The sequence below is a fragment of the Corynebacterium sp. genome (genome assembly GCF_030532965.1).
In the GTDB taxonomy this organism is placed as follows: domain Bacteria; phylum Actinomycetota; class Actinomycetes; order Mycobacteriales; family Mycobacteriaceae; genus Corynebacterium.
In genome coordinates, this window is record NZ_JAUNKC010000052.1 from 1 (window position 1) to 8339 (window position 8339).

Below are 8339 nucleotides of genomic sequence, written 5' to 3' on the forward strand. Positions count from 1 at the left end.
CTTCAGCTCCAAGCTGAAGGGCATCTTCAAGCCAGTGTGGGACTTCTTCGCTAAGTTCTTCGAGAAGATCGCTAACTTCTTCAAGAAGTAAGAACTAGTTGTAAAGCTATAGCGTTTCGCTAGCTTTCAGTCGCAGTATCATCCCCCAACCCAGGCCGTGGACAGTACCGTGTGTTCCACCGGCCAGTGGGTTGGGGGATTTTCAGTGCACTTACAATAGGTGGCATGACCAATACTGCTTCGTCACCCACCGTCACTTCCTCGCCCGCCATTACAAGCTCCCCAGCGGAGCGCCGCTTTGGGCATCAGATCATTGAACACAAACTGCAGGTGCCGTGGGAGCCGAGCGATCCCCACGGCGAAACCTTCGAATTATTCGCCCGTGAAATCGTGCCAGACGGCGGCGAAAACTACCCGGCCATCGTGTATCTCCAGGGCGGACCCGGTTTTCCGGCACCCCGGCCGCTATCGGCTTCCGGCGTGCTGGGGTGGGGACTGGGTAAGTTCCGGTGGATTCTATTGGATCAGCGTGGCACCGGCCGGTCGCATCGGATCGACGCGCAAAGCCCGGCCGAGGATCTATGCGTGGCGCGGCTTTCGCGGCTACGCCAGGAGTATATAGTCCACGACGCGGAAGCGTTACGACGCGCCCTGGGGATCGATAAGTGGGCGTTGTTCGGGCAAAGCTTCGGTGGTTTCTGCATCACCACATATCTGTCAATGTTCCCGGAATCGGTCACTCGTGCCTATCTGACCGGCGGCTTGCCCGCGGTAACGGCCCCCGTCGATGATGTGTATCGCGCCACCTATACCACGCTGGCGCGGCGACACGAGGAGTTTTTCCACCAGGTGCCGTGGGCGGCCGATCGGATCAGGGAAATTGCCTACCACTTGGATAATTCGGAGGAAGTGCTGCCCACCGGTGAGCGGCTTAGCTCCCGCCGGTTTAGAACCATCGGCATCGACTTAGGGCGCGGCGACGGCTTCTTATCGTTGGCCTACGCGCTGGAAGACCCGTTTCGGGTGGTGCGTGGCGAGAAACGGCTGAAAACGGATTTCTTAAGCCATGTCGGTGCGGCGGTTAGTTTCGCGGCTGCCCCGCTTTATGCAGCCATTCACGAGTCGATTTACGGTGGGGTAGGGCAGATGGTGGCCCGTGATAGTGCGACCCGGTGGTCGGCGCATCGGATTCGGGCGGAAATCCCCGGTTTTGAGGAAGAAGCAGATCCCCGCAGTGCTGAGAAATATTATTTAACGGGCGAACACATTTACCCGTGGCAATTTGAAGAAGACCCCGCCTTGCGCCCGCTCGCGGCCGTCGCGGAGGAATTGGCCCAGCACCAGTGGCAACACTCGCCATACAACCCGGAGGTTTTGGGTAGTGCTGCGACCCCGGTGTGTGCCGCGGCGGTCTACGTCGATGATATTTTCGTCCCGTTTGAGTTCTCGATGGATACGGCCCGGAAATTCCGGGACCTGCGACCGCATATCACTAATTACTTCCAGCATGATGGTATTCGCCATGACGGTGCCGGGCTTGCGGAGATCCTCGACGAAAAGATAGCCGACCACTAAGCATCGAGGGTGCCCCCATATCAATGATGTTGCCCCAATCACTTGAAATTATGTGATCTGTAGCATAAATTAGTTCCCGGTGCCGCCGACTGGCGTCACCAAACCGCACCCTGGTGCAACACTTCCGGTTCACCCTTAAACACATCATCAATGATCAATAACTCGGAAGTAATCACCCTGGTTTCACGGCCACCACCCCTCGGCCAAGAACCTGGTTGATAGTGTTGCAACACGGGTGCGGTTTTATTTTTTCGGCCAGTCAATCACCACACTGCGGTGGGGCGGGGTAGGTGTCCCCACGGGTTCGCATCGGCGTTGGTGGGGTAGTGCCAGGCGTGCGTTACAATAAGGGACTATGCGAGAAAAGATTGTCATTAGTTCGGCTGAGGCAGCTGAATTCGACGAGCTGACAAGCATATTCGAATACGACGAAGAGCATGTTCTCGACGATTCAGTGTTACTACTAATCCAGTCCTCTTAAGCTCAGCTCACCAGTGTTACAAGTGGGCGCATTGAGACTCGGGATGGCGTCGATAAGCGAGCGTGTGTAAGCAGTAGCGGGGGTAGTAAGAACCTCGGCGGTAGGGCCATATTCAACAATTCTTCCTTGATTCATTACCGCAACCGTGGTGCAGACACTCCGAACCACCTGAATGTCGTGAGAGACGAAAACTAGGCTGAGGCTATGTTCAGATACCAAAGTATCGATTAGCTCTAGTACCTTTTTCCGCACGGATACATCCAGAGCGGACACTGGTTCGTCGGCAAGCAAAATCTTCGGCCTCGGCGCCAACGCCCGTGCGATCGAAATACGTTGCCGCTGCCCGCCGGAAAATTCGTGCGGGAAGCGGTCCAGCATGTCCGCCGCGTCCAGGCCCACCTCGGTGAGCACTTCGATCACCCGCTGCGGGTCGGGGGCAGGCAGCGTTTCGGCGACGATGTCCTTGATCCGCATCCGGGGATTAAGCGACCCCATTGGGTCTTGAAAAACCATCTGCATGGAATCGGCAACCGTAATCGTGCCGTGCTGCGGGCGAATGAGCCCCGCGATCAGCTTCAACGTGGTAGTTTTGCCGGACCCGGAACCACCAACGATGCCGAGCCGTTCCCCGCGATGGACGTTAAGGCTCACGTGGTCGACGGCGACGGTACCCCGGTAGCTTTTCGACGCATCCTGGACGCGGATAACTACCTCGTCGCTGTGTTGTGCGGGTGTAGCGGCGGGCAAAACCGAGGCCGCCAGCAGGGTTTTGGTGTAGTCCTGTTGCGGGTTTGTCAAGATGTCTGACACCTGGCCGGATTCCACTATTTCTCCCCGACGCATGACCAACACCCGCTCGCAGGTCTGCGCCACCAGGCCGAGATCGTGGGTGATAAACAACAAGCCGGTGCCGCGTTCCCGAACCAGTTTGACGATCAAGTCGACGATTGCCCGCTGGCTGGTGACATCTAATGCCGTCGTCGGCTCGTCGCAGATCAGCAATTCCGGGTCGTGCGCCAACGCCATGGCGATAAGCACCCGTTGCCGCTGCCCGCCGGAGAGCTGGTGCGGGTAGCGCCGCATCATCAGCTGCGGATCAAGCTCGACTTTTTCTAAAAGCTCCTCCGCCTGGGTGCGGGCAAGCTTCTTCGGTATTCGGGAATGAATTAAGATCGCCTCGGTGAGCTGCTTACCCACCTTCATCAGCGGATTCAGCGCGGTCATGGGTTCCTGGAACACCATGGCCACCCGTTTACCCCGAATGGTGCACATGGTTTTTTCATCGAGTTCATCAATGCGGTGCCCGCTTAGCGTAATGGCACCCGTGGCGGAGATTAACCGCATGATTGATAGGGCAGTGAGGGTTTTTCCCGAGCCGGACTCGCCGATCAAACCCACTCGTTCGCCGGGGGCGATGTCGAAGCTTATGCCGCTGACCACGTCTTTCACGTTAAGGTCGGCTACCGATAGCACAGCCATTTACGCTGCCCCTTTCTTCCGGGTCTTCCGGGTGGCCGCCACGGATCGGCTAAACCGGGGGTCGTAGAGATCCCGGAGGCCGTCGCCAAGCAAATTGAAACCTAGTACGGTGAGCGCTATCGCAAGCCCCGGCCACAGCGCCAAGGTAGGGGCAGTGGCCAGCGAGGACTGCGCGGATTGCAGCATCCGGCCCCAACTGGGGTCCGGCGGCGGGGTGCCTAAGCCCAAGAAACTCAATCCGGCCTCCGCCAGGATTGCCAGCGCAAACGACACGGAGGCTTGGACTATAATCACCCCGAAAATATTCGGCAGCACATGGCGTCTGGCGATATACCAGGCGGATTTTTGGGCGGTGCGGGCGGCGGCGACGTAGTCCAACGACATCACCGTAAGCGTGGCAGCCCGCGCCACCCGGGCGAAGGCCGGTACGCTCGCCAAACCGATGGCGACCATCGCGGTGACCGTCCTTGCGCCGAACATCGCCGTGGCGATAATTGCCAGCAGCAACCCCGGAAATGCCAAGAGCAGATCCGACCCCCGCATCACCACGGTTTCCACCGCACCGCGTCGCATCGCCGCCCACATGCCCAGCGGCACACCCAAGGTCGCGGCGACGGCGACCGCCACCACGCCGACTAGCAGGGTAATCCGGGAACCCACCATGATCTGCGAGAAAACATCCCGCCCGTACCGGTCGGTGCCGAAGATATGGCTGCCGCTACTGGGCGCCAGCCGCTCCGCTGGGTACGCCTGCAATGGGTCAAATGGTGTCCACATAAGCGACACCACCGCCATGAGGATCACCCCGATGACGATCACGCCGCCGACAATGCTGGACCACGGCCATCTGGTTCTCATGCGGAGGCCTCCTTTCGGGTGCGGGGGTCGACGATGACATAGGCCAAATCGACTAAGGCATTGACCACCACGGCGAAGATCACCAACACCATCACGATGGTTTGCACTGTCGGCAAGTCCCGGGAGGTTACTGCGCTGAGCAACATCGTGCCCAAGCCCGGAATGACAAAGATTTTCTCAATGACAACCGCGCCGATCAGCACGTTGGTCAACTGTAACCCGGTGACCGTAATCACCGGTAGGGCGGCGTTTCGTATCCCGTGGGCGCGCAGCGCCTGCATCGGGCTTAACCCCTTGGCGCGGGCGGTGCGCATGAAATCCTCATTCATGACGTCCAATACCGCCGAGCGCACATAGCGGGTCATGATCGCCGCCTGGACGATCCCCAGTGAAATAACGGGCAGGATTAACCTCGAAACGAAGCCGGGGAAATCCTCGGCTGGCACCGACCACCCATTGGCGGGCACCCAGCCCAGTTGCACCGAGAACACCGCCACCAGCAACACCGCAGCGAGGAAGCTGGGGATGGCGATGCCAATCTGGCTCATGATCGAAATAACCACCCCATCGAACCGGCGGGCGCGCTGCGCGGCCCAAATACCGACCGGCAACGCCACCGCAAGCGCGACAACCATGGCGCTGCCGACCAAAATGATGGAGACTTGGAGCCGGTCGAAAACCATCGACGAGATGTCGGTATTGGAGGTCAGGGAGGTCCCCAAGTCGCCCCGGATAAGCCCCGACACCCAATCGAGGTATTGCCGCCAGATGGGTTGGTCGATTCCCATCTGTGTAGAAAGCTTCGCTACCGCTTCCTCTGTTGCACCCACCCCCAGCGCGATTTCGGCCGGATTGCCGGGAATGACCCTCAGCGCAATGAAAATAACAATGCTGGCTATCACAAGGGTTAAGCCGTAGCGGGCGATGGCGCGAAAAACCGGAACCGTGGTGGTCATGAGCGTCCGCCTTCTTCCTGATCGTCTACCTTCGGTTGCAGCTTCGTTATCCCGGCAACGGCTAAGCCATCGGAGACGGAATTGCGGGGGATACCCGACACATTCGTGTTCGCGACGATAATCATGGGCAGGTTAAATAAGGTGTCGGCACCGGCTTGGGCCATGATGCGATCCACCGCCTGCTGCATCAACCCCACGTAGTCGGATTCTTCGGCCTGATCGGCTGCGGCGATCAATTCCTGCACCTGCGGGTCGTTGAAACCCAGGTAGTAGTCCGGGTTGGCGAAAAGCTGCGGAATGTCCCGGGGTTCGACATGCGCCACCAGCGACATGTCATAATCCTTTCCCTTAAAAACTTTCGCCAACCAGACGGCCGGAAATTCCGTCGATTCGATGCGAACCTCAAAGCCAATATCGCGCAGCTGCGAATACAGAATCTCGGCGGCGGATTGCGCGTAGGGAAGCGACGGCACCGACAAAGTAATCGGCGTGCCCACCGCACCGGCTTCCGCGAGGAGCCGCTGCGCCTTGGGCAGGTCGTAGGTGTAGTCGCTGGTGCCGGTGTACCACGGGTCGGTGGGCGGAACCGGGGTGCCACCGGTTTCGGTACCGTAGCCCTCCCAGGTGGTGTCGATGATCGCCTGCCGATCAACCCCATATAGCACCGCCTGGCGGACCCGAATATCGTTAAACGGTGCGCGGGCATTGTTCATGCTCAGCAGCACCTCGCCGTTGGTGGTGCCCACCTCGACCTGCAATTGTGGGTCGGCGCGCAGCGAATCCAATAACTCCGGCGACTGCAATCCGATGGCGGCATCAATGGTGCCGGAGCGTACCGCGTTGGTTAATGAAATCGCGTCGCCGAAATAGCGAAACACCGTCGTGTCGTTTTTGGGCCGCTGACCCCAGTATTCTTCCCGCGCCTTCAACGTCAGCGAGGTGCCCACTGCCCACTGTGCCACCTCATAAGGCCCGGTGCCGACCGGTTTCGTCGCCAATTCGGACACGCCGGTGGGGCTCATCATCGCGCCCACCAACGTGCCCATGGACCACAACCAGGTATTGGAACGGGAATGGAGGCGAACTTTGAGCGTGTAATCATCAACGACTTCGGTGGCGGCGACTTTCGCCATCTGGGCTTTCAGCCCATTGCTCCACGCGTCGCTAGTTACGCGGTCGATGGAGAACTTGGCACTGTGGGCGTCGAAAAGCTCGCCGTTGGAAAACCGGACGTCCTCGCGCAGGGCAAACGTGTACTCGGTGCCGTCGTCGCTGACCTGCCAACTTTTCGCCAGCAGTGGTTGAATGTCGCCGGATTGGTCGATCTGCACCAACCCCTCATAGACGTTGCCCATTAACGCCTGCGGGATGGCGGCACCCGCCGTGGTGGTGAAATCTAACGACGCCGGTGCTGCCGTGGTGCCCACCGTGACGGTGCTTAACGGGCGACCGCCCGCCGGGGCTGCCGCATAGTCGGCGCTGATTCCGCTGCTTGCGGTGCTGCCCGCCGTGCAGCAACTCAGCGCTGGTACGCAAAGCGCCAGCAACGCAAGCGTAGCCGTGCGGCGGAAGGGGGAAAATAAGGTACTCATGACGCTTTCTAGGGTATATGTTCCGGTGGGGCTTTACGCAATAGCGCTGTGATAGTTACGCATTATTTTTCCCACAGAATACATAGGTTTCCTTGCGGTAAAAGCGGCACGGTTAACCCCCATCTGGGTTGAAGCGCCCCGCTAAGGCGTGTCTGTGACAACCCCGCCCCCGTCGCGCCCTAAACTACCAAGCACTCATGGTACTGAAAATACAAACCCCGTATTACGCACTGCTGCGCACGCGCTCGGCCGTCCTTTTTGCGATTTTTATCGCGTTGATGGCCCTGCTCGCGGCGCTGTCCTACCTGCTGCTTTACGACGCCTCCGGGGTGTGGCACACCCTCTACACCATTGCGTTGGGGATTCCCGCGGTGGGGATTTTGCTCACCATCTTCAGCGTATTCGGGGCGTTTCGCCGCTACCGCAAACCGGTATGCACCATCGGGGAAACCATCACCATTGCTGAAACTGGCGTGAATTTTCCCGCCGCCGATCTTGCGCTGGTGGAAATCTTTTCCAAGGGCCGCACCAGCTTCGCCAGCCTCATTCCCGAACACGTCGTGGGTAACCACCAGCACTATCCGGAATACACCTTCACGTTCCCGCTGCAACCGAATATCAAACCGACCCAATTGGCCGACCATTTCCGCGACACCCGGCCCGACGTGCGGGTGGTGTGGAAGGGATCCATTTAAACCCGGTCGACACTTCTCGGCACTAAATTGGGTAACCTACTGTCCCTTATTACCATCATTACGACATCAACCTTGGTTGTCCTGAGCTTTAAACGCAATAAAACCCAGGGCAGTTTGGTCCACAACGTACGAGAAACCCTAGGTGTATTCATTGGCGTTGGTAGGGTTAGCTTTCCCTTATGTGGGGGTAGGGGTTGTTGTGCCGGGTGTGGTGGTTCTTATAGCTTGGTTGCTATTGATTGTTGTTTATGTGAGTTTGTTAGGGGTTGGGTGTGCCTGCTGTTTTGTTGCCGGATTTTAGTGTGTTTGACAAACCTAAGTTTTATATCGGCGGTGATGAGCAGGCGGTGATGTCGTGTGCGCAGCAGTGGCTGGATTTTTCTGATGACTGTAATCGGGGTGCATCATTGTTGGTGGGGGCGCAACCGTATGGGTTTGTCGGTAGTGAAGGTGAGGCGTTTAACCAACATGTTGGTGAGGCGGTGCCGTCGCAGTTACAGGTTGCCTCCGGTGTGGGCGAGCAGGTGTATGCCGGGATTCGTATGTATGCGGCTGGTTTGGGGGATGCTAGAACGAAGATGGAGGCGCAGCGGTTTGTTGGCATGGGGTGCCATATGGCGGTGAATACGGCAGCTGAGGCGGTGAATGTTGCTGAAGCAAATCTTGCGTTTGCGGTGTCGGTTGGTAACCCTGCAGCTATTAG

General features: G+C 58.5%; 8 protein-coding genes. 4 read left to right on the forward strand and 4 right to left on the reverse strand.

Features of this window, described 5'->3' with window-relative positions:
• Positions 1-225 precede the first annotated feature (225 nt).
• Entirely contained in the window at positions 226-1575 is a 1350-nt protein-coding gene (locus tag Q4D85_RS14250; RefSeq protein WP_303201439.1) for an alpha/beta fold hydrolase, read from the forward strand.
• Positions 1576-1930: 355 nt separating this feature from the next.
• Positions 1931-2056, forward strand: a complete 126-nt coding sequence (locus tag Q4D85_RS14255; RefSeq protein WP_269082579.1) for a hypothetical protein — start codon at positions 1931-1933, stop codon at positions 2054-2056.
• Here the strand turns inward: Q4D85_RS14255 and Q4D85_RS14260 are convergent.
• The 4 genes from Q4D85_RS14260 to Q4D85_RS14275 are packed head-to-tail and all read right to left on the reverse strand — an operon-like array spanning position 2039 to position 6941.
• Entirely contained in the window at positions 2039-3535 is a 1497-nt protein-coding gene (locus Q4D85_RS14260; protein WP_303201442.1) for an ABC transporter ATP-binding protein, read from the reverse strand. The two genes, Q4D85_RS14255 and Q4D85_RS14260, sit on opposite strands and share 18 nt — an antisense overlap.
• Positions 3536-4393, reverse strand: a complete 858-nt coding sequence (locus Q4D85_RS14265) for an ABC transporter permease (RefSeq protein WP_303201445.1) — start codon at positions 4391-4393, stop codon at positions 3536-3538. It abuts the gene before it with no gap.
• A complete protein-coding gene (locus Q4D85_RS14270) occupies positions 4390-5349 on the reverse strand; it encodes an ABC transporter permease (RefSeq protein ID WP_303201446.1) in 960 nt (319 codons plus the stop codon). The genes Q4D85_RS14265 and Q4D85_RS14270 overlap by 4 nt, the downstream gene beginning before the upstream one ends.
• Positions 5346-6941 (reverse strand): ABC transporter substrate-binding protein, encoded by a 1596-nt coding sequence (locus Q4D85_RS14275; protein WP_303201447.1) that lies wholly within the window; start codon positions 6939-6941, stop codon positions 5346-5348. The genes Q4D85_RS14270 and Q4D85_RS14275 overlap by 4 nt, the downstream gene beginning before the upstream one ends.
• A gap of 197 nt (positions 6942-7138) precedes the next feature.
• Between Q4D85_RS14275 and Q4D85_RS14280 the strand changes: the two genes are divergently transcribed.
• Positions 7139-7636 (forward strand): hypothetical protein, encoded by a 498-nt coding sequence (locus Q4D85_RS14280; protein ID WP_303201449.1) that lies wholly within the window; start codon positions 7139-7141, stop codon positions 7634-7636.
• A 272-nt stretch (positions 7637-7908) separates the two neighbouring features.
• The coding region (locus Q4D85_RS14285; RefSeq protein ID WP_303201451.1) for a hypothetical protein at positions 7909-8339 on the forward strand (431 nt) is incomplete at its 3' end.

Bases quoted from the DNA above. Each gene is read 5' to 3' on its own strand.
- Q4D85_RS14280 (WP_303201449.1), top strand. From the start codon at position 7,139: ATGGTACTGAAAATACAAACCCCGTATTACGCACTGCTGCGCACGCGC.
- Q4D85_RS14255 (WP_269082579.1), top strand. From the start codon at position 1,931: ATGCGAGAAAAGATTGTCATTAGTTCGGCTGAGGCAGCTGAATTCGAC.
- Q4D85_RS14260 (WP_303201442.1), bottom strand. From the start codon at position 3,535: ATGGCTGTGCTATCGGTAGCCGACCTTAACGTGAAAGACGTGGTCAGC.
- Q4D85_RS14270 (WP_303201446.1), bottom strand. From the start codon at position 5,349: ATGACCACCACGGTTCCGGTTTTTCGCGCCATCGCCCGCTACGGCTTA.
- Q4D85_RS14265 (WP_303201445.1), bottom strand. From the start codon at position 4,393: ATGAGAACCAGATGGCCGTGGTCCAGCATTGTCGGCGGCGTGATCGTC.
- Q4D85_RS14275 (WP_303201447.1), bottom strand. From the start codon at position 6,941: ATGAGTACCTTATTTTCCCCCTTCCGCCGCACGGCTACGCTTGCGTTG.
- Q4D85_RS14250 (WP_303201439.1), top strand. From the start codon at position 226: ATGACCAATACTGCTTCGTCACCCACCGTCACTTCCTCGCCCGCCATT.